Here is a 25,157-nt window from a genome sequence, read left to right on the forward strand (position 1 = left end):
GATGTTTGAGTTGAAAACATTGGAGCAGCAGGAGTTCCAGCTGGAAGGTCTGACCTTACATTCGTATCCGCTGGAAAATCATACGGCCAAATTTGATCTGAGCTTGGATGCAATAGAGCAGCCAGAAAACATTCTGTGCCGTCTGGAATACAGCACGGCGCTGTATAAGCCTGAGACGATTGCGCGATTGGCACAGCATTTTACCGAGCTTGTACGTGCAATTTCACTTCATCCACAACAGCCACTGGCAGCTTTGGATATGGTACCTGCCGAGGAAAAAGCACAAATCATCCATGGATTTGGAGATGTGGGGGTATCGGATGTTGCTGCTGAAGCAGGAGCCTTATTCCATATCTTAGTGGAAGAACACGCGCAGCTTGTACCGGATCATGTGGCGGTGGTGTACGAGGAGCAGCAGCTTACGTACCGGAAACTGAACGAGCGTGCGAACCAATTGGCGCGGAGATTGCGGAACGAAGGCGTTGGACGCGAGTCGATGGTTGGCATCTTGAGTGAACGCTCGGTGGATATGTTGGTCGGCGTACTGGCGGTGTGGAAGGCAGGAGGCGCGTACGTGCCGTTAGATGCGGATTATCCGTCCGAACGTATTCGTTTCATGCTGGAGGACAGTGGTGCGACGGTACTGTTGACCCAAACGGGCTTGCAGGAGCGTGCACTGGGTTGGCTGAATGAAAGCCAATGGGCTCTGAGCGAAGGAAAGAATGAGAGTGAGCTGGATACGGCGGTTAGCGCTGAAACGATGGAAAGAGACCGCCTTAGTGAAGGCGTAAGCTTGAAATCAGATTCGAAGTCTGACAGCGAAGCAGCATCCGAATCCGCAGCGAACTTGCGTCTGCATACCGTGCTGGTGCTGGACGATGAGTCGCTGTACATCGGAGACACCACCGATATCGAGCCTATTAACGAACCGCAGGATCTGGCGTATGTCATTTACACGTCCGGGACAACCGGACGTCCGAAGGGCGTCATGATCGAACATCACAGCTTGGTGAATACGGCTGCGGCGTATCGCCGAGATTACCGTCTGAGCGAGTTCCCGGTACGACTGCTGCAGCTGGCGAGCTTCTCCTTCGACGTGTTCGTCGGGGATATCGCGCGGACGCTCTATAACGGCGGCACGATGGTCATTTGTCCGAAAGATGACCGGATTGATTTTAGCCGTTTGTATGGCTGGATTCGCGATTACCAGATTACCGTATTCGAATCGACCCCGGCCCTGATCGTACCGTTTATGCAGTATGTGTATGAACAGGGGCTGGACATGAGCAGTCTGGAACTGCTGATTACCAGCTCGGATAGCTGCAGTGTGACGGATTACCGGGTGCTGCAAGAACGATTTGGCGCGGATATCCGCATTATGAACAGTTACGGCGTCACGGAAGCGGCGATTGACTCCAGCTTCTACGATGAAGATCTATCGAAGCTGCCAAGCAGCGGCAATGTGCCGATTGGTCAGGCGTGGCTGAACGCCCGCTTCTACATCGTGGACAGCCAGCTGAATCCGGTGCCGATCGGCGTACTGGGTGAACTGTGCATTGGCGGAGCCGGGGTGGCACGAGGCTACCTGAACCGTGCAGACCTGACCGCCGAGAAATTCGTAGCGAACCCGTACGTACCGGGTGAACGATTGTACCGCACAGGCGATTTGGCGCGGTGGATGCCGGACGGCAATGTGGACTTTATCGGCCGGATGGATGATCAGGTCAAAATCCGGGGCTTCCGGATTGAACTGGGCGAGGTGGAAGCACAGCTGCTGACCGTGGACGGTATTCAGAAAGCCATCGTCACCGCCTGGGAAAACGAAGATGGAGACAAGGATTTGTGTGCGTATGTCGTAGCTTCTGATGCGCTGAATTTGCCAGAGCTGCGAAACCTGCTGCAGCCCAAGCTGCCGGGGTATATGATCCCGACATATGTCGTACAACTGGATCATTTCCCGCTGACACCAAACGGGAAAATTGACCGCAAAGCGTTGCCTGCGCCGGAAGCGCGCCTCGAAGGAGGCACAGCGTACGTGGCACCGCGGACACTGCTGGAAGAGCAGTTGGTACGTATTTGGCAAAGTGTTTTGAATCATCCGCAGATCGGTATTAAGGACCATTTTTTTGAAGTGGGAGGACATTCTCTGCGCGCGACAACCCTGATGGCGAAAATCCATCAGGAGCTGAATTACAAGCTGGCGCTGCGAGATATTTTCCAATATCCGACGATTGAGCAACTGGTGCAGGTGATGGGAGAAGTTCAGACACAGCAAACGTATGTATCCATCTCTGTTGCGGAGGAACGTGCATATTATCCGGTTTCCTCGGCGCAAAAACGGATGTACGTGCTGAGTCATTTGGAAGGCGGAGAGGTTAGCTACAATATGCCAGGCGCTTTGATCATTGAAGGTTCCTTGGATAAAACGCGACTGGAGCAAGCCTTCCGCCAGCTGATTGCCCGTCATGAAGCCCTGCGAACCCGATTCGACATGGTGGATGGCGAGGTGATTCAACGGATTGAATCGGGCGTCGCATTCAACGTGGAGCATGTGCAGGCAAGCGAAGAAGAGACCCAGCAGTACGCACAGGACTTTGTACGTGCATTTGATCTCGCACAAGCACCATTGCTGCGGGTTCAGCTGGTGGAAACCGGACCACAGCGTCACGTCATGCTCTATGACATGCACCATATTATTTCGGATGGCGTGACTGAAGGAATTATCGTGCAGGAGTTCTCTCAATTGTATGAAGGCAAGGAACTGCCGCCCCTGCGCATCCAGTACAAGGACTATGCGGTTTGGCAGCATGCCGATATGCAAAGTGAACGTCTTCGTGAGCAGGAAAGCTACTGGCTGAACACGATGGCTGGTGACATTCCAGCACTGGATATGCCAATGGATTTTGCAAGACCAGCCGTACAGCGTCTGGAAGGAGCTCGATTGGAATTTGCGATCAGCTTGGAGGACAGCGAGCAGTTGAAACAGCTGGCCGCACAAACCGGCTCCACCTTGTACATGGTGTTGCTAGCAGCATATAGCACGCTCTTGCATAAATATTCGGGGCAGGAGGATATTATCGTCGGCACGCCGATTGCCGGAAGACCGCATGCGGAACTGGAGGGCTTGGTAGGCGTATTCCTCAACACGCTGGCGATCCGCAATTATCCGGCTGGCGACAAAACGTTCTTGGATTATCTGCAAGAGGTCAAAGAGCATGCGCTCAATGCTTATGAGCATCAGGAATATCCTTTTGAAGAACTGGTTGAAAAGCTGAATTTAACGCGGGATACGAGCCGGAATGCGCTGTTTGACACGATGTTTGAGCTGAAAACATTTGAACAGCAGGAGTTCGAGCTGGAGGGTCTGACCTTTAAAACGTATCCGACGGACAATCATACGGCCAAATTTGATCTGACCTTGGATGCAGTGGAGCAGCCGGAAGGCATTCTGTGCAGTCTGGAATACAGCACGGCGCTGTACAAGCCTGAGACCATCGCGCGATTGGCACAGCATTTTACCGAACTCGTACGTGCAATTACCCTGTATCCACAGCAGCCACTGGCAGCTTTGGATATGGTAACCGTCGAGGAGAAGGCACAAATCATCTACGGTTTTGGAGATGTGGGAGTATCGGATGTTGCTGCTGTTGAAGCAGGAGCCTTGTTCCATACCTATGTGGAAGAACAGGCGCAGCTTGTACCAGATCACGTGGCGGTGGTGTACGAAGAGCAGCAGCTTACGTACCGCACACTGAACGAGCGTGCGAACCAATTGGCCCGTAGACTGCGAAATGAAGGCATTGGACGCGAGTCGATGGTCGGCATTTTGAGTGAACGTTCGGTAGACATGCTGGTCGGCGTATTGGCGGTGTGGAAAGCTGGAGGCGCCTATGTGCCGCTGGATGCAGACTATCCGTCCGAACGCATTCGTTTCATGCTGGAGGACAGTGGTGCGACGGTACTGTTGACCCAAATCGGCTTACAGGAGCGTGCACAGGTATGGCTGGATGAAAGCAAAACTACATCCGAATCCGCAACGGGTTTGCGTCTGCATACCGTACTGGCGCTGGACGATGAGTCGCTGTACACCGGGGATACCGCGGATGTAGAGCACATCAACGAACCGCAGGATCTGGCGTATGTGATCTACACCTCCGGTACAACGGGACGACCGAAGGGCGTCATGATCGAGCATCACAGTTTGGTAAACACAGCCGCGGCCTACCGTCGGGATTACCGTCTGAACCAGTTCCCGGTACGGTTGTTGCAACTGGCGAGCTTCTCCTTCGACGTGTTCGTCGGGGATATCGCGCGGGTGTTCTATAACGGCGGAACGATGGTTATCTGTCCGAAAGATGATCGCATTGACCCAAGCCGTCTATATGGCTGGATTCGCGACTATCAGATTACGGTGTTTGAATCGACCCCGGCCCTGATCGTACCGTTTATGCAGCATGTGTATGAACAGGGGCTGGACATGAGCAGTCTGGAACTGCTGATCACCAGCTCGGATAGCTGCAGCGTGACAGATTATCGGGTGCTGCAGGAACGATTTGGCGCGGATATCCGCATTATGAACAGCTACGGCGTTACGGAAGCTGCGATTGACTCCAGCTTCTACGACGAAGAACTGTCGAAGTTGCCAAATAGCGGCAGTGTGCCGATTGGTCAGGCATGGCTGAACGCACGGTTTTACATCTTGGACAGCCAGCTGAATCCGGTGCCGATCGGCGTACTGGGTGAGCTGTGCATTGGCGGTGCCGGGGTAGCACGAGGCTACCTGAATCGTGCGGACCTGACAGCCGAGAAATTCGTGGCCAATCCGTTCGTGCCAGGTGAACGATTGTACCGGACAGGTGACTTGGCGCGGTGGATGCCGGACGGCAATGTGGACTTTATCGGCCGGATGGACTATCAAGTGAAAATCCGGGGCTACCGGATCGAGCTGGGCGAGATTGAAACGGCGATCCAGCGGGTGCCAGGCGTGCGTCAAGCAGTAGTCATCGACCGGACGGATGAGCGTGGACACAAGTACTTGTGTGGATACATCACGGGGGAAGCCGAGCTGCGGATCGAGGAAGTACAGGCCGAGCTGGAAGCCGGGCTGCCAGCACATATGGTGCCTGCACGTTTGATGCGACTGGAGACGATCCCCCTGACGAGCAACGGCAAAATCGACCGCAAGGCCTTACCGGAACCGGAAGGAAGCATCCATACGGGTGCGGCTTATGTCGCACCGCGTACCGCGGTGGAGCAAGTACTGGCTGCGGTATGGGCCGGAGTACTCGGCGTGGAAGCGGTAGGCACGCAGGATAACTTCTTTGAACTGGGTGGCGATTCGATCAAGGCCTTGCAAGTGTCCTCCCGATTGCTGCAAGCAGGTTATCGACTGGAGATGAAAGACCTGTTCAGTCATCCAACCGTGTCTGCCTTGGCACTGAAAGTCCAATCGGTGGCCCGAATGGCGGATCAGAGCGAAGTGGTGGGCGCTGTGAAACTGACACCCGTTCAACAATGGTTCTTTGAGCAGAACCTGACGGATGCTCATCATCATAACCAGTCCATTATGCTGCATAGCAAGGACGGTTTTGCTGAACCGGCATTGCGCACGGCGATGGATCAAATCGTTAGCCATCACGATGCTCTGCGTATCATTTTCCGACCTACGGAGCGCGGATATGAAGCTTGGAACCGTGCGATTGGGGAGGGCGAGCTGTATACGCTGGAACGTATGGACTTCAGCCATGAGACTGAGGTGGCAGCAGCGATCGAGGCCAAAGTGAATGAAATTCAGGCGGGTATTCATCTAAGCGAAGGACCGCTGGTGAAGCTGGGGCTGTTCCATTGTCCTGATGGAGATCATTTGCTGATGGCGATTCATCACTTAGTGGTGGATACCGTATCTTGGCGCATTTTGTTCGAGGATATTACGACCGCCTATGAGCAGGCATTGAACGGACAAGCGGCTCGTCTTCCGCACAAAACGGATTCGTTCCGCATCTGGGGGGATGGGCAGTCTCAATATGCGAACAGTCCGGCCATGGCAGCAGAACTCGCATTCTGGAAGGAAATGGAGCAAGGCGTATATCAGCCGCTTCCAAAAGACGAGTCCCCTTCTCATTCCTTCAATAGGGACAGCGAGAACATTACAGTTACGTGGACAGCTCAGGAAACGGAGCAGCTGTTAAAACAGGCGCATCGTGCCTACAACACGGAGATGAATGATTTGCTGCTTACCGCATTGGGACTGACGATTCATCGCTGGGCGGGCCTGGAACGAGTGCTCGTGAGCCTGGAAGGTCATGGACGGGAGTCCATTTTGCCAGAACTGGATATTACGCGTACCGTGGGCTGGTTTACGACCCAATTCCCGGTTGTGCTGGATATGAGCGTGGGGCAAGACCTTTCACAGCGCATCAAACATGTGAAAGAAGGACTACGCCGCATTCCGCAAAAGGGCATTGGCTACGGTATGTTGAGATACCTGTCCGCAGCACGTGAGCAAGAGCATTTTGTAACCGAACCTGAAATCAGCTTTAACTATTTGGGACAATTTGACCAAGATATGCAAAATCAATCCATTGGCGTATCTCCTTACGCTAGCGGTGCAGAGCTTAGTGCCCATGCAGTCAGATCGCACACGCTGGATATGAACGGACTGATTTCGGAAGGCGAACTGCAATTGACGATCAGCTACAGCAAGCAGGAATATCGTCGTGAAACGATGGAGCAGTTAGCCGAACAGTTCAGAATCAGTTTGCAGGAAATCATTGCGCATTGCACAGGCCGCAAACAGCAGGAGCTGACGCCAAGCGATGTCATGCTGAAACATGTAACCATGGCCGAGCTGGATCAATTGGTAGAACGGACTCGTGACATGGGGGAACTGGAAAATGTCTATGCGTTGACGCCGATGCAAAAAGGCATGTTGTTCCATAGTCTGATGGATGCAGCGTCAGGTGCTTATTTTGAACAAACGACCTTTGATTTGCACGGACGCTTCCAAGCGGATATTTTCCAAGATAGCTTGAATCATTTGGCGCAGCGGCATGAGATATTTAGAGCTAATTTCATCAGCGGTTGGCAGGATGAGCCTGTGCAGGTTATTTTCCGCCGTAAAGATGTTGGTTTCAGATGTGAAGATTTGCGTCATTTGGATGAGCGGGAACGTGACGCGTATGTGAAGGAATTTATTCGCAAGGACAAGGCAGCCGGGTTCGATTTGTCCCGGGATGCGTTGATGCGCGTGGCGATTTTACGAACAGGCGACGAGGATTATTATTTTGTGTGGAGCTCTCATCACATCTTGATGGATGGCTGGTGTGTGGCGTTAGTCACGGATGAGGTGTTTGAGGCTTATTTTGCAGCCGTGGAGCATAGACAGCCGAAGCTTGCCCCCGTGACTCCATACAGTCAGTATATTGAGTGGCTTGAAGCACAGGATGTAGAAGCAGCAGCTTCCTACTGGAAGGATTATTTGCTCGGCTATGATCAGCAAACTTCGATTCCGACCGGAAAAGTAGGCGTGAAAGCGGACGATGCACAATTTGAGCATATCCTGTGCGATCTCGGCAAGGACTTGACCGGACGTATGGAAATGGTGGCCAAGCAGCACCACGTGACCCCGAATACATTACTGCAAACAGCTTGGGGATTGCTGCTCCAAAAGTACAACGGTAGTGACGACGCTGTTTTTGGCGGTGTAGTGTCTGGTCGTCCGGCGGATATTACGGGGATCGAAAATATGGTGGGCTTGTTCATTAACACCATTCCAATACGTATCCGCAGTGGGGCTGAGGACACCTTTGCTGACATGATCAGAACGAATCAGCAGCAGGCGCTGACTTCTCAAGATTATGAAACGTATCCGCTGTATGAAATTCAAGCCTTGAGCGAGCAAAAGCAAGATCTGATCAACCACATTATCGTGTTTGAAAACTATCCGGTGGAGGAGCAGGTCGAGCAACTTGGCGAGGGTGCAGAGTCGGATTTTGAAATTCGCAATGCCGGCATGATTGAACAAACAAACTATGATTTCAATCTGATTGTCATGCCGCAGGAAGCGATGAAAATCCGATTTGAATACAATGCGAAGTTATATGATCGGGAAGCCGTTGAACGGACTCAGGGCCATCTGATACAGCTGTTGGAGCAGGTGGTGGCGAAGCCGGACATTCGAGTGCATGAGCTGGATATGGTAAGTGAGCAGGAGCGTAAGCAAATTCTCCGCGTATGGGGAGATACAGCTGCCGAGTATCCAAGCGGGCAAACGATCCATGGCTTGTTCGAGACACAAACGGCGCAGACACCGGAACAGCCAGCGTTGTTCTTCGAAGGAGAGCAGCTGACCTATCGCGAGCTGAATGAACGTGCGAATCGTCTGGCGCGCACCTTGCGTAGTCAACGCGTGACGAAGGATCGACTGGTGGGTCTGATGACCGAACGTTCGGTAGACTTGATCGTGGGGATCTTAGGCATTTTGAAAGCCGGGGGTGCATATGTCCCCATCGATCCGACGTATCCAGAGGAGCGTATCCGCTACATGCTGGACGACTCGGGGGTAGAGCTATTGTTAACGCAAAGCCATCTGGTGGATAAAGTGGCTTTCGACGGTAACGTGCTGGTGCTGAATGGGGCACAGGGCGTGTATCACGAGGATAGTTCCAATCTGGAATCGTTGTCTGGTCCGAAAGATCTGGCGTATGTCATTTATACGTCGGGTACGACGGGGCAGCCGAAGGGCGTTATGGTGGAGCATCGTAATGTCGTACGTTTGGTGAAAAATACAAACTACGCGCAATTAGATGCCGACACGCGCATTTTACAGACAGGGGCTGTTGTTTTCGACGCATCCACTTTCGAAATTTGGGGGGCGCTATTGAATGGTGGACAGCTGGTGCTAGTCAGCCAGGATGTCATTTTGGACGCCCCCAAGCTTAAGGAGGCTGTGCGTAGCCACGGCATTACCACGATGTTTCTGACCACACCGCTCTTTAACCAGCTGTCCCAGCAGGATCTGGCGCTGTTCGAGGGGGTACGGGAGCTGCTGGTCGGCGGTGATGTGATGTCCGTACCACATACGAACCGGGCGCTGGAGGCTCATCCATCCTTGCGGATCAGTAACATCTATGGCCCGACCGAAAATACGACCTTTTCCACAGTGCATGCGATCACTGGTATGCAATCGGAATCGGTGCCAATTGGCAGACCGATCCATAATTCGACAGCGTATGTCGTGGACCGTTCGATGCGGCTTCAGCCCGTCGGGGTATGGGGTGAGCTGATCGTCGGCGGTGACGGGGTGGCACGTGGATACCGCAACCGTCCGGACCTGACGTCCGAAAAGTTCATCGACAGCCCGTTCCGCAGCGGAGAACGCTGCTATCGCACAGGCGACCTGGTACGCTTGAATGTGGACGGGACGCTGGAATATAAGGGACGGATCGACGCACAGGTGAAAATTCGGGGCTACCGGATCGAACTGGGCGAGGTAGAAACGCAACTGTTGAAGCTGGAAGCGGTGCAAGAAGCTGTGGTCATCGCGCGTGAAGATGAGCAAGGGCAGAAGCAGCTCTGCGCTTATGTGGTCGCCGATGGGGAAGTTGTGGCAAGTGAACTGCGCAGCGCTTTGAGCCAGAAGCTACCGGGTTACATGCTCCCTTCCTATCTGGTACAGCTGGAGCAGATGCCGTTAACTCCGAATGGCAAAATCGACCGCAAGGCACTGCCAGCACCGGAAGACAGCCTGCAAAGCGGAGCGGATTATGTCGCGCCGCGGACATGGGTGGAAGTGAAGCTGGCGCAAATTTGGCAGGATGTGCTGGGTCTGGCGCAGGTCGGTGTGAAGGAAAACTTCTTCGAGATTGGCGGACACTCGCTGCGGGCGACGACGCTGGCCTCGAAAATTCACAAGGAGCTGAACAAGCCGCTTCCACTACGCAGTATTTTTGAATCACCAACAATTGAACAATTGGCAGTCGTACTGGAACAGCTGGATCAAGTAACATATGCGTCCATTCCGGTAACGGAAGAGCGCAGCTTCTACCCGTTATCTTCGGCGCAAAAACGACTGTATGTGCTACATCAGTTCGACCCGAATGATGTGAACTACAACATGCCGTCGGTGCTGCAAGTGAGCGGACCGCTGGATGTGAAACGGGTAGAAGACGCGTTCCGTCAATTAATCGCCCGTCATGCGACCTTGCGTACCCGCTTTGCACTGGTGGACAGTGAGCCAATGCAATGGATTGAGGACACCGTGCCGTTTGAGGTGGAATATACAAAGGTACAGGCAGAAGATGCGACTACGGATACGATGGTCAGCCAGGAAGCACAAGAACGGGTGCGGCAGTTTGTACGTCCGTTCGATCTGCAAGCCGCTCCGCTGCTGCGGGTAGGCTTGGTAGATTTGGGCGTACAAGGAACCGAGCAGGAACCGCAGCATTTACTCATGCTCGATATGCACCATATCGTTTCGGATGGTGTGTCCATGGGGGTACTGACCGATGAATTTGTCCGCTTGTATGATGGTAAAGAGCTATCGCCATTGCGAATTCAGTACAAGGATTATGCGGTATGGCAGCAAAGCGAAGCCCATCAGGAGTGGATGCAACGTCAGGAAGCGTACTGGCTCGAAACCTTCCGGGATGAGCTGCCAGTGCTGGATGTACCGACGGACTTTGCACGTCCGGCGGTGCGAAGTACCGCAGGTGATACGGTGGTGTTTGGACTGGAACGTGAAGTCAGCGAACGGCTGAAAGAACTGGCGGCGCACACAGGCTCCACGCTGTATATGGTGCTGCTGGCAGCGTACACCGCGCTCTTGCATCAATACAGCGGGCAAGAGGACATCGTAGTTGGCACGCCAATTGCCGGACGACCGCATGCGGATCTGGAGCCAATGATCGGGATGTTCGTCGGAACGTTGGCATTACGGAACTATCCGACGGCAGAGCAAAGCTTCCGAAGCTACGTGGAGGATGTCAAGACGCGTGCCCTGCAAGCTTACGAGCACCAGGACTATCCGTTTGAGGAGCTGGTGGAAAAGCTGAACGTGAAACGGGATATGAGTCGCCATCCACTGTTCGATACGATGTTTACCCTGCAAACGACTGAGGAAGGCAAGCTGCAGCTGGCGGACCTGAGCTTCCGTCCATACGGCTTAGAACAAACGCCAGTCAAGTTTGATTTGATGATGGAGGCCAGTGAGGAAGAGGCAGGCATCCAGTTCGGATTGCAGTATGCAACCGCGTTGTATCAACGGGAAACCGTGGAACGGATGACACGCCACTTTATTCGTTTGGCCGAAGCGGTGGCGGCGAACCCGGATGCGAAGCTGGGTGAGTTGGAACTGATTACGGCGGAAGAAACCGTGCAGATTCTGGAGGTATTTAATGACCCGAATGCACATAGTGTGCGTTGTGCTGAACACAGACAGGTGCAAGGCCGTTCGCTCAGCGAACGCTTTGAAGAGCAAGCGAAGCGCAACCCTGAGCGGATAGCAGTTGTGTCTGGGGCCACCGCGCTGACCTACACTGAGCTGAATGAGCGTGCGAACCAATTGGCTCGTGTGTTACGAGCGGAAGGGGTCGAAGCAGATCAACCGGTTGGCGTATTGTTGGAACGTTCTGCGGATATTCTGGTGAGCATTCTGGGGGTACTTAAGGCCGGAGGCGCGTATGTGCCGATGGATACGATGTATCCACAGGAGCGCATCGACTACATGCTCCAAGACAGTGGGGCCAAGGTCGTGATTACAAGCAGAGTTGCCAACCTGTCGCTCAGCACAGTTCGAGCTGTAGTCTTGAATGATGAGGACGTTCAAGCTCAACTGGGAACACAGGATGCGAGCAATCTAATCCCTGTCGCCCGCCCGCATAACCTGGCCTATATGATTTACACGTCAGGTACCACCGGCCAGCCGAAAGGGGTCATGATTGAGCAGGGCAGTGTTAGCAATCTGGTAGATGCTTTATTGGAGCGAGTATACAGCCGTTATGAACAGCCGCTTCATGTCGCATGGCTGTCGGCATTTGTATTTGACGCTTCAGTGAAGCAAATCTTTGCCAGCTTGCTGTTAGGCCACACCCTGCACGTGGTGTCCCGTGACGTCAGTCTGAGCGGAGAGCATTTGATCGCCTACTACCGCACGCACCGGATTGATCTGACGGACGGCACACCTGCGCATCTGCATATTTTGAACGAAAGCGTCAATGTGACGGAAGCGCCGGAAGTGAAGCATTACCTGATCGGCGGCGAAGCATTATCCGTGCAGCTGGTAAATGTGTTCCTGCACAAGTGGTCCGGGTATCGTCCGGTGATTACCAACGTGTACGGTCCGACCGAAACCACGGTAGATGCGACTGCTTATACGATTGAAGATATGGAAGCCCTGAACGCACTGCTGGAAAAAGGGGAGCATACGGTATCCATCGGAACGCCGATAGCGAACCAGTCCGTGTACATCCTGAACAGCCAGCAACAGCTGGTACCGATCGGGATCGCTGGTGAGCTTTATATCGGAGGTGCAGGTGTCGGACGAGGATACCTGAACTTGCCGGAGCTGACGGCAGAGAAGTTCATCCCGAATCCGTTCACTGATGCAGCCGATCAAGCGGACAGCACTCACGCAAACCGGATGTACCGGACGGGCGACCTGGCACGGTGGTTGCCAGACGGCAGCATTGAGTATTTGGGCCGGATCGACCACCAGGTGAAAATCCGGGGTTACCGGATCGAGCTGGGCGAGGTGGAAGCACAGCTGCTGACCGTGGATGGCATTCAGAAAGCCGTGGTCACAGCATGGGAAAACGAAGACGGGCACAAGGACCTGTGTGCCTATATCATAGCTTCAGAGTCCCTGAGTTTGCCGGAGCTGCGCAATGCGTTGCAGCCGAAGCTGCCGGATTACATGATCCCGACGTATGTGGTACAACTGGATCGTTTCCCGCTGACACCGAACGGGAAAATCGACCGCAAGGCGTTGCCGGCACCGGAAGCACGTCTCGAAGGAGGCCTGGAGTACGTTGCACCGCGGACGCCGCTGGAAGCCAAGCTAGCCCAAATTTGGCAGGATGTCTTGAAGCTGTCCAGCGTAGGAGTCACCGACTCATTCTTTGACGTGGGTGGGCACTCCCTGCGGGCAACGACGCTGGTGGCCAAAATCCATCAGGAACTGGACAGTCGGATTACGCTGCGTGAGGTGTTCCAACACTTTACGATTGAGCAGCAAGCCCAGCTCATCGCAACGCACGGGACAGACACCTATACGGTGATCCCTGCGGCGGCGCAACAGGCGTACTACCCGGTTTCCTCGGCTCAAAAACGACTGTACATTTTGAGCCATCTGGAAGGTGGGGATCTCAGCTACAATATGCCGGGTGTATTAACTGTGGAGGGACCGCTTCAGGCTGATCGGCTAGAGGATGCGTTCCGTCAGTTAATAGCCCGCCATGAAACGCTGCGGACTTCCTTTGAAATGGTGGAAGGCGAGGTCGTTCAGCGCGTTTACGATCAAGTGGAGTTTGCAGTAGAGCACCTGCAGGCCAGGGAGTCCGAAGCCGAAGCCTATATCGAGTCCTTTGTACGCAGCTTTGATCTTCGCCAGGCACCACTGCTGCGTGTCCGTCTTATTCAAACCGGACCAGAGCGCCATCTCCTAATGTACGACATGCACCATATTATTTCAGACGGTGTATCGTCTAACAATATCGTGCAGGAGCTGGTACAACTGTACGAAGGGCAGGAATTAAAGCCGCTGCAAATTCAGTACAAGGACTATGCCGTATGGCAGCAGCAGGAGACGCAGCGTGAATCATACCAACGCCGGGAACACTTCTGGCTGGAGCATTTAGCCGGAGAATTGCCGGTACTGGATTTGCCAATTGCTTATCCTAGACCTGCTGTTCGCAGCTTCGAGGGTGCGATGTATGAATTTACAGTGGACGCGAATGTATCCGAGCAACTGCACCGAATTGCGGCACAGACCGGAAGCACGCTGTACATGGTGCTATTAAGCGCCTACACCGTTCTGCTGTCCAAATACAGCGGTCAGGACGATTTGATCATCGGTACGCCGGTAGCAGGCCGCTTGTTGCCTGAACTGGAGCCACTGATCGGAATGTTCGTCAACACGCTAGCCATCCGGCATCAGCCGAAGGGCAACCAAACGTTCCACAGCTACTTGCTAGAAGCCAGAGATCGTACGCTGCAAGCCTTCGAGCATCAGGATTATCCACTGGAAGAGTTGGTGGAAAAGCTGGATGTAGCACGGGATGCAAGCCGTAACCCATTATTCGACACTATGTTTGTACTGGAAAATATGGAGTCACAGGAAGCGAAGCTTGAAATGCTGTCCTTCAGTCCGTATGTTCAGGAGCATCGTATTTCCAAATTCGATTTGACTTTGTCTATGAGTGATGAAGACGGGGAAATCAAGGGTTCGTTTGAATATTGCACGAAGCTGTTTGGAGCTGACGCTATTGAGAGATTAACCAGAGATTTGATAGCGATCCTGTCCCAGGTTGGGATCAATCCAGATTTGCTATTAAGCGATATTCAGGTGAACTCGGACGAGCAACCGGAAGGCTTCTCGCCGGATTCCATCGACTTTGTTTTCTAAATCTGTTTTCTAAGATGCAATGATTTCACTTTGCGTGTGCAGAGGGCGGCGGCTTGTCCGACTGCCCTTGCCTGCATTGAAAAAACAGCAAAAATAATTCCATTTGAAAATTTAAGTATTATAAAATTCGTCAAGTTTAGGTTGATTATGCACATTATATATTAAGGGAAGATTATAAGATGGATTAGCTCCATTTTATGTTACGAATTGTTTTGATTATTTAAAAGATACCACTTTGAATAAGCTCAATGAACTTAACAAAAGAAGACCCGTGTTTCAATAAACGCGGGTCTTCTTTATTTAGCAATTGCTGGTTGAATTCATATGCAGTTTAAACATAAGTTTGATTAAAACATCATTTTAATTACGATAATTCCAATCAATGCTAGAATTAAACCGAATATCTCTTGACGACATAGGCAAAATAGATACTCCGTAAAGTAAAGCTTGTTTCGAGGAAAGGTCTGTGAAGCTATGAAACAAGATAGCCAGCACGCTGCATTGCTAGCCTCGGTAATGTCCTACTTGCAGATCTCGCTTGTATTTAACGACGATAAGCGAGAAGGATAATGATGCAGAATTCGACTAGCTGCACTAAAAGTAAGTGTCTCTTCCCAAAGCAAAGTAGCTAGCAGGACAACAAGCACAGGCGTTAGTCCCGAAAAAAATGCTATGATTGAAGCTCACATCTGTTGTTTCTCCAACACTCATAACGAAAAATTTTACAGCAAACGTGCTTAGTAGTCTTCTCTTCGAAAAGGTATTAGCCGAATGGGCAACAGAATGTTTCTGTAGACTGAAGTTCCTTTAGTATGAATTCCAAGTGTTCTCTAGCTGATTGATTCAATGGTTGTAAGGGCAAAGGAAGACTGGGACTTGAGATAAAGCCACTTATTTCTGCTGCTGCTGAAACAACACGAAGGCTACCATATTGATGAAATAACGTCCAGATAGGTTCAAGTAGCGCCGAGAGTCGTTCCGCTTCATCAGCAAAACCGTCCTGGGCCAAACGGGTCATTTTTAGGCACGCCTTTGGAAACAAACCACCGAGAACCGAGTACCATGCTTCACAGCCTGCATTCAAGCCAGTGACTGCGGATGAGTCTCCACTTACTCCTATAGTTACATGGGGAGGAATGGTCGTGCGTAGTTTTCTAATGCGTGCTTTGGCTGCTTCAGGATCAGAAGGCACTCCAGGAATCTTGATAGAACGAACGTTAGACAGCTCAGCAATCCGACCGTGCAACTCATCACTGAAATGAAAATGTGTAGTCCCCGGATTATCATATACGCAGAGCGGAATAGAGAGCGAGCTTGTCACCTGTTCATACAACGAATATACCTCTTCATTTGTTAATGCCTGGTAAGAAACAGGAGCCAACAGCACTGCGCTTGCTCCTGCTCTTTGTGCATCTTCCGCTAATCGAAGTACTTCAGAAGTACGAATCGCACTTATACTTGTCATCACGGGAATCCCCTCAGATGAATGGACAGCAAGTCGAAGCACACGTAAACGTTCTTCACGATTAAGATATGCATAATTTCCAGTTGAACCCAATGCACCAATTGAGTCGACACCAGCTGCAACTAATCGTTGAATAAGTGTCACAAATGCTTTTTCGTCAATACCTGTCTCGTTAACGGGGGTGAGTGGAAAAGCAGATAATCCACAGAACATAAAGCTACACTCCTTTATTAATTGACCTTCAAAATACAAACACATTATAAAAATGAATTAGAGACAATTAAAGTACCAATTCTTCTAAACAAACTTAAGTACAAAGTACATTTCTGTATCGAAATCAACGTTATGATAGTACATCTTTTAACAGATCAGGTTAGTCGAGAAAGATAAAAAGCATTCTATATAGAATGCTCAGGCTGTCGAGAAACCCCCTGTTTTTTTGCAGGGGGTTTAAAACTGTCTTAGTGGTCTAAAAACTAGGGTCCTCAGATCGTTTTAAATCGATTTTTGTTTTAAAAGATGCGTCTCCCCATATAAAAATAGAAGTGTCAAAAAGTCCTCTGGACTTTCTCGACACTCTGAGCATTCTATATAGAATGCTTTTTATCTTTCTCATGATTTGGTGATGTATTAGAGTGTGTTAATATGCGGTCAAGTACTTTTTCAGTAAGTGGCATAAAGTAATTGAGTATTAGCCCCCCTAAACAAACGGTTAACAAAGTTCCAATGCCAATGGGTCCATTTAAAATGGCTGCTATGATCAAGAATATAAGGTAGATGAATGTTCTCGAAAAAAATAGATTTGTTCTAGGGTGTGTCTTCAAACCAGAAATTGGTTCATATCGTTTCAGATGGTTAATTAAAGTAGATGAATACACGATACGAAATCAAAGATGATGAATGGCAGCGGATAAAAGACTTGTTCCCACCTGAACGAAAACCCCAAGGAGGACGGCCGGCAATAGACAATCGACATATGCTAAATGCGATGCTTTGGGTCGCACGTTCGGGCGCCCCATGGCGAGATTTGCCAGACCGGTATCCTCATTGGAAATCGGTGTATACTCGTTTCCGGCGCTGGCAAAAAGCTGGGATATGGGATCAGGTTCTTAAGCACGTTTCGCAAGAGCAGGACGATGAAAGCGTCATGATCGATTCCACCATTATACGGGTCCACCAACATGGCTCGGGAGCAAAAGGGGGGCAGCCAAGCAAGCAATCGGGCGTTCTCGAGGCGGACTCAGCACCAAGATCCATGGCGTAGTCGATGCCTTGGGAAACCCTCTTCGTTTTGAGCTAACGGGTGGGCAAGCTCATGACTCGGTGAAAGGATACGACTTACTTCGGACCCTAAAGCTCACAAAGAAACAGGTTTTAGCGGACCGAGCTTACGACACGAATGCCATCCGGGCTCTATTAGATAAACAGCAGGCGATTCCGGTCATCCCGAGCAAGAAGAATCGCCATGTTCGACCGGAATATGATCGGGATCTCTACAAAGAGCGGCATTTGGTGGAATGCTTTTTTAACAAAGTAAAACATTATCGTCGCCTGGCGACTCGCTATGATAAATTGGCGTGTACCTTCAAGGCCTTTTTGACGTTGGCTTCCATTATGATCTGGCTTGCTTGAGTTTGAAGACACGCCCTAGTAAATTCTTGTATGATCAATGTTAATCGGTCAACTGGAATTGGTGCAAAATTTGTCTGTAAATATGTTGCAGTTCCTAATCCTACAACAACTAAACCAATTCCAAAACAAACAACTTTGCTGTACCATAGTTCAGGTGTTATCAAATTGTGTAATAAAAAAAGCCACATATCAATTCCAATACCCGTTATAAATGCCGTTAACAACCCCAAAACTTCTGGTCTTTGTCTTTTTAAAAGCGAATTACAACATATCAATATTATAGCTATTATGATTTCCCAACTTCCCACAGTAAGCCCCACATTTATGGACAGTCCTACCAAAAGTGCATCAAAAGGTGAAGTCCCAAGGTCTGATTGTATAGTGAACGAAATTCCAAGGGATAATATAAAAATTCCTAATACGAAAAAAACATATCTCACTTTACTCGACCTCTTTAACATAATTTTATGTTGCAAATGCAATAAAAATAAGGTAAATTCAATATATATCATTTTTATTGCATTTGCAATAAAATAGGTGCGAAGGAGTTAACTATGAAGGAAGTACTTCGTGAAATTGGAATGATCGCAAGGGCATTAGACTCTATAAGTAATATAGAATTCAAAGAATATGACCTTACAAAAGGGCAGTATTTGTACCTTGTGCGAATATGTGAAAACCCAGGAATCATTCAAGAAAAGTTAGCTGAGATGATAAAAGTAGATCGAACAACTGCATCTCGTGCTATAAAAAAACTTGTAATTAATGGCTTTATTGAAAAGAAAGAAGATAACCATAACCAAAAAATTAAAAAACTCTTTCCAACAGATAAAGGGAACAATGTTTATCCTTTTATAAAAAGAGAAAATGATTATTCCAATAACGTTGCATTAGAGGGATTTTCGGAAAGAGAAGTAGAAACCATTTTCAATCTTCTTCAAAGAGTGAGAGAAAATATAGGGGAAGACTGGGAATTTGTAAAAAAGGGGAACAAGAGAAATTATTGATTTACATGAAGGAGCGATACATTAAGTGACTGTAAAAATAATAAAGTGCAACCGTGAAGATTTACAAATACTCCAAGAAATAAGTATTGAAACATTCAACGATACTTTTAAAGATCAGAATTCACCTGAAAGTATGAAAGCCTATCTGGAAAGAGCATTTAATTTTCAACAGTTGGAGGATGAATTGTCCAACGTCTCTTCAGAAATCTTTTTCATCTATTTCAATGAAGAACTTGCTGGATATTTAAAGGTAAATATGAATGACGCCCAATCTGAAAAAATGGGTGATGAGTCGCTCGAAATTGAGAGGATTTATATAAAAAACAAATCCCAAAAACATGGGCTTGGTAAATATCTGCTAAATAAAGCTATGGAAATTGCAATGGAGCATAATAAAAAGAAAATCTGGCTCGGCGTATGGGAAAAAAATGAAAACGCCATTGCTTTTTATAAGAAAATGGGGTTTGTTCAAACTGGCGCACACTCCTTTTATATGGGTGATGAAGAACAAATTGATTTCATAATGACCAAAACAATGATATAAGTTTAGGATGATATAAGAATTCTTTATTATTTTATATTGTAATTTATTCACTAATGTGTATAATTTTAACTATAATTGAATTCATAAATGTTTTCTAGGGTTCCGCGATGTAATATCGGCTGGTCCGAGAGAAAACTCACAGTCGTCGTACTGTGCCACGGAGGGATAAAAGCCTGGGAGAAAAACTGCTGTATGCAGTATTCTCTCAGGTTTTTTTTATTGCTGCTATAAATCCATACTACATTTGCAGCATTATCAAAAAGGAGGAAGCACAGAATGAACAAGACATGGTTATCTGTTGTAGTTGCGGCATTATTCGAAGTTGGATGGGTCATCGGCCTGAAACATGCCAGCGGCTGGTTAGAGTGGGGGGGCACTTTAGTTGCAATTTTAGTAAGTTTCATCCTCATGATTATGGCTTCCCGTACGCTTCCGGTAGGTACGGTGTATGCAGTATTTGTTGGGTTGGGAACGGCCGGCACTGTATTAGCAGAAATTTTGTTGTTTGGTGCTGAGGTACAGGGATCTAAATTGTTGCTAATTGGGGTGCTTCTGCTCGGAGTTGTAGGGCTCAAAATACTGAGTAAAGAGAAGAAACAAGGAAAAGAGGTGGACTGACGTATGAACTGGGTATTTCTAATTTTGGCAGGCCTATTTGAGATGATGGGAGTTCTCATGATTAATAAGCTCCATAAAGACCAGAATTTCCTGTCTGCTTTTTACCTACTTGCAGGCTTTGGATTGAGCTTCTTGTTTCTATCCCTGGCCATGGAAACACTACCAATGGGAACGGCCTATGCTGTCTGGACCGGTATTGGAGCTTCTGGCGGTGCCATATTGGGCATGATCTTTTACAGTGAACCGCGTAATACCGCGAGAATTCTGTTCATCGCGATGGTACTCGGTTCAGCAGTTGGCCTAAAGCTGGTAAGCTGAATAATGATAGAATTGGAAAAATTAAAGAAAATAGATAGAGAAGACCAGTATGCAGACAAAGTATCGATAAGAAATTTTGTCTGCATGTTTTTTTGCATTTTCTTACCCTTCTATACTCTGATCTTTAGGATCGTCGCGTTGTGTTTTCAGTTTTAGAAAATGAAGAGTCAATTGAAGTTTCAGGCGAATATCACCATCGCTTAGATCAATCTCAAAAAGCTCACGTATCCTGTTGATTCGATAGAACAAAGTATTTCTATGAATAAAAAGTGTTTTAGCAGCAATATTTGGAGTGTCCACATATTGAAGATAGGCTTCAAGGGTAGGCAGCAAACTTGTTTTGTGGGCATTGTCATAAACAATTAACTTTTGGATAACCGGATGGCAGAAGTCAGCGAGATCATTCTGTTCCGATATGATCTTTCCAATATGCTCGCAGAGATAGTCCTCATACATATACACTGGCTTGTTAGAATTAAGTTGGAAACCAATCTCGTTGGCAGTTAGGCATTGCTTATAATATTTTCGCAAAAAAGTTAAATGACTAAAGCAGTCACTCAGCGAAGCAGTTAGTCCGTTTACTTGGAGAAATTCCAGAATTCGTTTGTCTTCAGCAATGATTTTACAGGATGAATCAACAAGGGAAATGAGAAATACAATACGTCCCTGATATACAATCCAACGGCTATCCGGCAGTAAATGGATTCTATGCTGTGCAACCAGCTGAACTTTCCCGTCAAAAAAGCCGTTCTTCAAGTCTGTCAAGGTCATCACTCTCAGGTAAGGTGTAAGCGTCCATTCCAGATGAGTCAGTCGCATTGCGATAATATTAGCATCATTGAGCTCGCCTGTAAGCAGTTCGGAAAGCAATAAACTATGCATCATTCCTGGATTGCAATTATAAAAGTCGTTCTTTTGCAATTCTACCGAAACCAGCTCACAAAGAAATTGTACGAGTTCAAAATCAATATCTGTAAATTTGCGATCCAGCTCCATAACACTGACCTGCGCGAATTCTATACCATGTACGTACACAAAAGCTGTTATCCAACAGTCGTTGGTCTCGGGATCACGTGAATAATAAGGAATAAGAGCCATACGGGTCAGTTCGTACAGATTGGATTTCTTCATGCTCTCAATATTACTGTCAAGAATATAGCCCGAATTTCGCTGCTGTTCGATATCAGGTCGGCTGGGGATAGGGGCTTGACACATAGCGAGTAACTTATAGCCTGCGTCGACAATGATTACCGGATTACCATAGATGCGGGAGGCCTCGTTTGTCAAGTTCGTCCACCCTTATGGCTGCAGGAATGTTTCCTTGTATCGCTGCGCGTGAGGAGATGGTAAACAATAGTCATGATGGAGTGGGCGACGCCACGGCCGCTCGGTTTCTGCCTTTTCAGCCTCGGTACTGAACACCCGGGTAATTGTCGGATCTGCATACGGAATGGGCAACTTCAATGAGTGCCGAACAAAGGTATTTGTATTTGTTGCCTTTGCGAGAGTCTTGGAGGATATTCGTTTACCACTTTCGTTCTGCCTTGGAACTAAACCTATCCATAAACAGAGATGAGTGTCGGAGGGGAAACGCGCACCAATGTCGGTCCCGACTTCGTGCAGAATTTGTTCCACGGTGCGTGTTGCGATCCCCGTGATCGTATCTAGCCTTCTTCAGCGTTCTTCGGGCGAATGCAGCCAGCTTTTCCGTATCTTCTTCACCCTCGATCAGGGCATTCATCATGTCACGGCTGCTCACCCCATGATGTCGGAGACAACGGTAGCTGGCTCCTTCCGGCACTTTTTGGTCCGGTTGTGTTCGCGGGACCGTCTCTGAATCAGGCTGCAATGGTAACGAACTAATTCGCGCAGTTCTCTTAGGTTCCGGTCTGGGATGTAACTGGGTTTCAGCAGACCGTGGCGGAGCAGATTACAAATCTATTCTGCATCTTTTACGTCCGTTTTCCTGCCGGGAACCCTTTGATGTGCTGGGCGTTAACGACGAGGAACTGATTTCTTCAGCTTCAAGCAAATTCACGATCGGTTTCCAGAACACGCCGGTACTTTCCATGGCCACATGAGTGCAGCAATGTTGCTTGATCCAGTCGATCAAATCAAGCAGGAAAACCGTGTAGGTATGAAACGTCTTAATCGCTTTCCTTCGGGAGTTACGACACATGCGGTAATGGACTTCTTGTGAACATCCAAACCGCAAGCTCGCTCGATCAGGACATCCATAACATTCACCTTTCTACGGCAATTAAAATTGAGAACTAGCGCAACAACCAGCAAAGGGTTACTCTACCCAGCGTGCTTCTATGTTTCGGTTAGAAAAGAATCATTAAGAGGCAGGCATTAGAAAAAGTTTTTAAACATATTATAGGTAATATCCGTTCAAATATGTTGGGGAGGATATCATAAAACCTATGTTACCTATGGAAGAATATTTCGGTAAGTTAGAACGCGTTTATTCATTTTATAGGGCTATGCCTACAGGCGTTAGTGTATCAGAAACCGGGCGTATCTTCATTTGCTTTCCGAAATGGGGAGATGACGTTAGATTTACGGTAGCGGAAATTGTTGAGGGTCGGTTGCAGCCTTATCCTAATTTAGAAACGAATTTGGTAAATCCTTTGAATATCACTATGTCCTTCATCAGTGTCCAAAGTGTAATTGCTGATGGAAGGGGAACCCTGTGGGTACTGGATACAGCTGCACCAAATTTTTCTGAGCCTATTAAAGGAGGGGCAAAATTAGTCGCTGTAGATTTAAAAACAAATACAATAAGAAAAGTATACACGTTTGCAGAAGATGCAATCTTGCCGACAACGTATCTGAATGATGTCCGATTTGATTTTCGTGTTGGTAAATCAGGTTACGCATATATAACGGATTCTTCTTCCAAAGGCCCAGGCGCTATTATAGTCGTAAATTTAGAAAATGGAAATGCGTTTAGACGGTTAAATGGAGCAAATTCAACTTCACCCGATCCGTATTTTTTACCGAAAGTGGAAGGTGAAATTTTGATGAATCGAAACACAGATGGTTCGACATCTCCCTTTCGATTGGCCTCTGATGGTATAGCCATTTCCCCTGATGGAAAAATGTTATTCTATTGTCCATTAACCAGTCGTCATCTATACTCGATCTCAACAGAAGCCCTAAGAGACAGAACGATACCGGATTTTAACTTATGTTATCATGTGCAGTATTGGGGAGAAAAAGGTGCGTCTGATGGATTGATAACCGATGCAAAAGGAAACGTTTACGCTGGTGACTATGAAAACGATAGTATTCGAAAGATATTTCCGAATGGAATAATGGAAACCATCGCACATGATCCGAGAATTTTATGGCCGGATACTTTTTCTATTGGTCCAGATCAATACTTATATGTTATTGTGAACCAATTACATCGGCAGGCAAGATTTCATTATGGAAAAGACCTGCGACAAAAACCTTATAGTTTACTTCGTATAAAAATTGATGAATTACCTGCTCCCACCTTTTAATAAATATTCACTTTACAAAGTTGACTTTATTTGCATAGAAAATGCATTTCATAACCAATGCATGCTGCCACACAATTAGTAGCGGCATGTATTATTAATTTGAGCAATTCCAGGGAAGCTCTACATATTCTTATGTATACTTAAATTAGAACGTTTACGTTTTTTGAGAAATTGGGAATCAAATAGTTTTAATCGGTATGCTAGCTGCTGTTATTTTTGATCTTAAGCACTACACTACATTGTAGACTATCGGTACTCTGTTAAGAGCTAACAGGCAGTTTAGTCCAACAAGTAATCCTAATTCCGAAAAAAACATTATGGATAATGGAGCTGAAAACTGGCGACGGTAACTCAACTGGTGTTAGTCTCTTTAATCCAGCTTAGGTTCTTCGATTGTAAAACTATAAATCAAATCGGTGAATTGGTGGCTAACCTTTAAGCCAATGATATGCGTAGCTTTCTGTGGAACCGCAGATAAGAGTCAAGCAGATGATTACGCACGTCAGAAAAAATTTAAAAATCTTGATATAGTGGTATAATGATTTATTGAACAGAATTTATCGTAACCAGGAGGAAAAGTCGATGGATAGCCAACAAATTCTCATCCGAAACAACGTCAAAGTAAGGGGCTTTGGTTCCAAGACTCTTATATTCGCCCATGGCTTTGGCTGTGACCAGAACATGTGGCGCTTTGTCGCACCAGCTTTCGAAGAGAAGTACAAGCTGGTATTGTTTGACTTTGTAGGTTCGGGAAAGTCCGATATGCAGGCCTATAATCCTTGTATTTATCATGATCTGAACGGGTATGCCCAGGATATCTTAGACATTTGTTCAGCGCTCGAATTGAAGAATGCCATTCTAGTGGGTCATTCCGTCGGTGCTACTATCGGTATGTTGGCCTCTATTCAAAGATCGGAATACTTTGATCGGCTTGTTCTGATTGGTCCTTCTGCACGATATTTGAACGATTTACCTGATTACATCGGCGGGTTTGAACGGGAAGATCTGATGGATTTATTGGACTTGATGGATCAAAACTTTCAAGGTTGGGCGAGCTATCTAGCTCCTGTCATTATGGGGAATACAGACCGGCCGGAATTATCTCAAGATCTTGAGTTGAGTTTTTGCGCAACCGATCCTAAGGTAGCCCGTCGTTTTGCGGAAGCAACGTTTCTCTCTGATTACCGTAAGGAACTCGGCAAGGTAGTGGTGCCTTCGTTGATTTTGCAATGCTCCGATGATGTAATCGTTCCGATGGAAGCTGGAGCCTATATCCACCAGCAGATGAAGGAGAGCGAGTTCCGACTGATGGATGCAACCGGTCATTGTCCACACGTAAGCCATCCGGATGAAACCATTAGACTCATCAGCGAATATCTTGCCTCAATCGATTCAATACAGGAAAGCGAGTTGCACACATAATATGGACGAACGGTTGGAT

Annotated in this window: 10 protein-coding genes, 3 pseudogenes and 1 riboswitch; of the genes and pseudogenes, 8 read left to right on the forward strand and 5 right to left on the reverse strand. The window is 48.1% G+C overall.

Translation table 11 applies throughout. The features are described from left to right. A partial coding sequence (locus tag WA407_RS22150) for an amino acid adenylation domain-containing protein (protein ID WP_442952047.1) occupies positions 1-14,620 on the forward strand: 14,620 nt, incomplete at its 5' end. A gap of 763 nt (positions 14,621-15,383) precedes the next feature. Here WA407_RS22150 and WA407_RS22155 read toward each other — a convergent pair. Beyond that, on the reverse strand, positions 15,384-16,298 hold the full coding sequence (locus tag WA407_RS22155; RefSeq protein WP_336078375.1) for a dihydrodipicolinate synthase family protein: 915 nt from the start codon (positions 16,296-16,298) through the stop codon (positions 15,384-15,386). Positions 16,299-16,672: 374 nt separating this feature from the next. Next, a pseudogene (locus WA407_RS22160) lies at positions 16,673-16,894 on the reverse strand (YitT family protein); the annotation flags it as partial. 59 nt (positions 16,895-16,953) lie between these two features. Between WA407_RS22160 and WA407_RS22165 the strand changes: the two are divergent. Next, a protein-coding gene (locus tag WA407_RS22165) for an IS5 family transposase (RefSeq protein WP_336078195.1) occupies positions 16,954-17,717 on the forward strand; the annotation gives its coding sequence in 2 pieces (ribosomal slippage) (positions 16,954-17,290 and positions 17,290-17,717; 765 coding nt in all). A 14-nt stretch (positions 17,718-17,731) separates the two neighbouring features. On the opposite strand, the pseudogene WA407_RS22170 reads toward WA407_RS22165, so the two are convergent. After that, positions 17,732-18,157 (reverse strand): annotated as a pseudogene (locus WA407_RS22170) (YczE/YyaS/YitT family protein); the annotation flags it as partial. 114 nt (positions 18,158-18,271) lie between these two features. On the opposite strand from WA407_RS22170, the gene WA407_RS22175 reads away from it, so the two are divergent. The 4 genes from WA407_RS22175 to WA407_RS22190 all read left to right on the forward strand — a co-directional run bounded on the left by WA407_RS22175 (position 18,272) and on the right by WA407_RS22190 (position 20,204). Then, positions 18,272-18,724 carry a MarR family winged helix-turn-helix transcriptional regulator gene (locus tag WA407_RS22175; protein WP_061828430.1) on the forward strand — a complete coding sequence of 151 codons (453 nt, stop codon included), beginning with the start codon at positions 18,272-18,274 and terminating at the stop codon, positions 18,722-18,724. Between the two features lie 25 nt (positions 18,725-18,749). Further along, positions 18,750-19,268, forward strand: coding sequence for a GNAT family N-acetyltransferase (locus WA407_RS22180; RefSeq protein WP_336078376.1), 519 nt, complete (start codon positions 18,750-18,752; stop codon positions 19,266-19,268). Positions 19,269-19,351: 83 nt separating this feature from the next. Continuing rightward, positions 19,352-19,450, forward strand: a riboswitch (guanidine-I (ykkC/yxkD leader). Between the two features lie 94 nt (positions 19,451-19,544). Beyond that, entirely contained in the window at positions 19,545-19,886 is a 342-nt protein-coding gene (locus WA407_RS22185; protein ID WP_336078377.1) for a DMT family transporter, read from the forward strand. Between the two features lie 3 nt (positions 19,887-19,889). After that, complete coding sequence (locus WA407_RS22190) at positions 19,890-20,204, forward strand: DMT family transporter (RefSeq protein WP_235309833.1); 315 nt, start codon at positions 19,890-19,892, stop codon at positions 20,202-20,204. 102 nt (positions 20,205-20,306) lie between these two features. Here the strand turns inward: WA407_RS22190 and WA407_RS22195 are convergent, their stop codons facing one another. Both WA407_RS22195 and WA407_RS26795 read right to left on the reverse strand, forming a co-directional pair. Then, positions 20,307-21,491 (reverse strand): PucR family transcriptional regulator, encoded by a 1,185-nt coding sequence (locus WA407_RS22195; RefSeq protein WP_336078379.1) that lies wholly within the window; start codon positions 21,489-21,491, stop codon positions 20,307-20,309. Positions 21,492-21,693: 202 nt separating this feature from the next. Further along, a pseudogene (locus WA407_RS26795) lies at positions 21,694-22,442 on the reverse strand (IS110 family transposase); the annotation flags it as partial. 179 nt (positions 22,443-22,621) lie between these two features. Between WA407_RS26795 and WA407_RS22225 the strand changes: the two are divergent. Further along, a complete protein-coding gene (locus tag WA407_RS22225; RefSeq protein ID WP_336078424.1) occupies positions 22,622-23,716 on the forward strand; it encodes an L-dopachrome tautomerase-related protein in 1,095 nt (364 codons plus the stop codon). Positions 23,717-24,298: 582 nt separating this feature from the next. Beyond that, positions 24,299-25,138, forward strand: coding sequence for an alpha/beta fold hydrolase (locus WA407_RS22230; protein ID WP_250261348.1), 840 nt, complete (start codon positions 24,299-24,301; stop codon positions 25,136-25,138). Positions 25,139-25,157: the final 19 nt, after the last annotated feature.

The organism is Paenibacillus sp. 203 (assembly GCF_037027525.1).
GTDB lineage: Bacteria > Bacillota > Bacilli > Paenibacillales > Paenibacillaceae > Paenibacillus > Paenibacillus polymyxa_B.